The sequence below is a fragment of the Mesorhizobium sp. M7A.F.Ca.CA.003.01.2.1 genome, from assembly GCF_003998945.1.
GTDB classification, from domain to species: Bacteria; Pseudomonadota; Alphaproteobacteria; order Rhizobiales; family Rhizobiaceae; genus Mesorhizobium; species Mesorhizobium ciceri.
In genome coordinates this window covers 1-865 of record NZ_RZRA01001433.1, presented here as the reverse complement: position 1 = coordinate 865, position 865 = coordinate 1, and the positions used below count along the sequence as shown (strand labels likewise).

The window sequence follows — 865 nt, the reverse complement described above, 5'->3', positions numbered from 1 at the left end:
GTTGCCCTTGTAGGCGGTGAAATTGGTTTTCATCGCCTTCAGCCAGTCGGCGGTAGCGGCTTCACCTTTGAGCTGGAGCAGGGCGCTGACGATGGCCTGGAAATCGGCGCCCGAGGGGGAGGCGGCCCAACGGCCTTTCCAGCTCGGATCGGCGAGGTCCAGCATCGACTTGGGCAACTGGTCGGCAGTCAGCTTGGTCTTGTTATAGGCAAAGACCGTGCTGCGCGCGGCAACGCCGACCCATTTGCCGCTGGCCGGCTGATAGTCCTGGGGAACCTGCGCCAGCGTGTCCGCGTCGACCGGCGCGAACAGGCCGGCGCTTTCGACCAGCGCCATGGCCGGTGAGTTTTCGGTCAGGAAGACGTCTGCGGGCGAAGCAGCGCCCTCGGCGACGATCTGGTTGGAGAAATCGCTGTCGCCGCCATTGCGCACGGTGACCTTGATGCCTGTTTCCTTGGTGAAGCCTTCGGCCCACGCCTTGGTCAGGCTTTCGTGCTGGGCGTTGTAGACAATGATGCCATCCTCTTCCGCCTTTGCCGGACCGGCGATGAGGCTGATTGCCAGCGCGGCGGCGCCGGCGAGGGTGGAAAGAGCGTATTTCATGGCATTGTCCTCGATTTCGGGGGTCCTGGGTCTGTCACGGCTGCACCTATCGATACATGACAGCTATAGTCAACATTGTTGATGTGCGTCAATCGGTCGCTGACGTGCAAAGGTCGGTGCCGAACGGACAATTCCGCGTGATGCTCACGGTTCGGCGGTGCCGCAAACTTTCGTGATTTGCCGACAGTTTGGCTTGGACATTATTTCGCCGGCCACGTAACAAATCAGCGCCGAGACGCGAAAATCGGGGAGTGAACTCTTG

The 865-nt window shown here is 60.9% G+C and carries 1 protein-coding gene; it reads right to left on the bottom strand.

Translation table 11 applies throughout. The features are described from left to right. A partial coding sequence (locus EN969_RS33255; RefSeq protein WP_127419864.1) for an extracellular solute-binding protein occupies window positions 1-603 on the bottom strand: 603 nt, incomplete at its 3' end. Window positions 604-865: the final 262 nt, after the last annotated feature.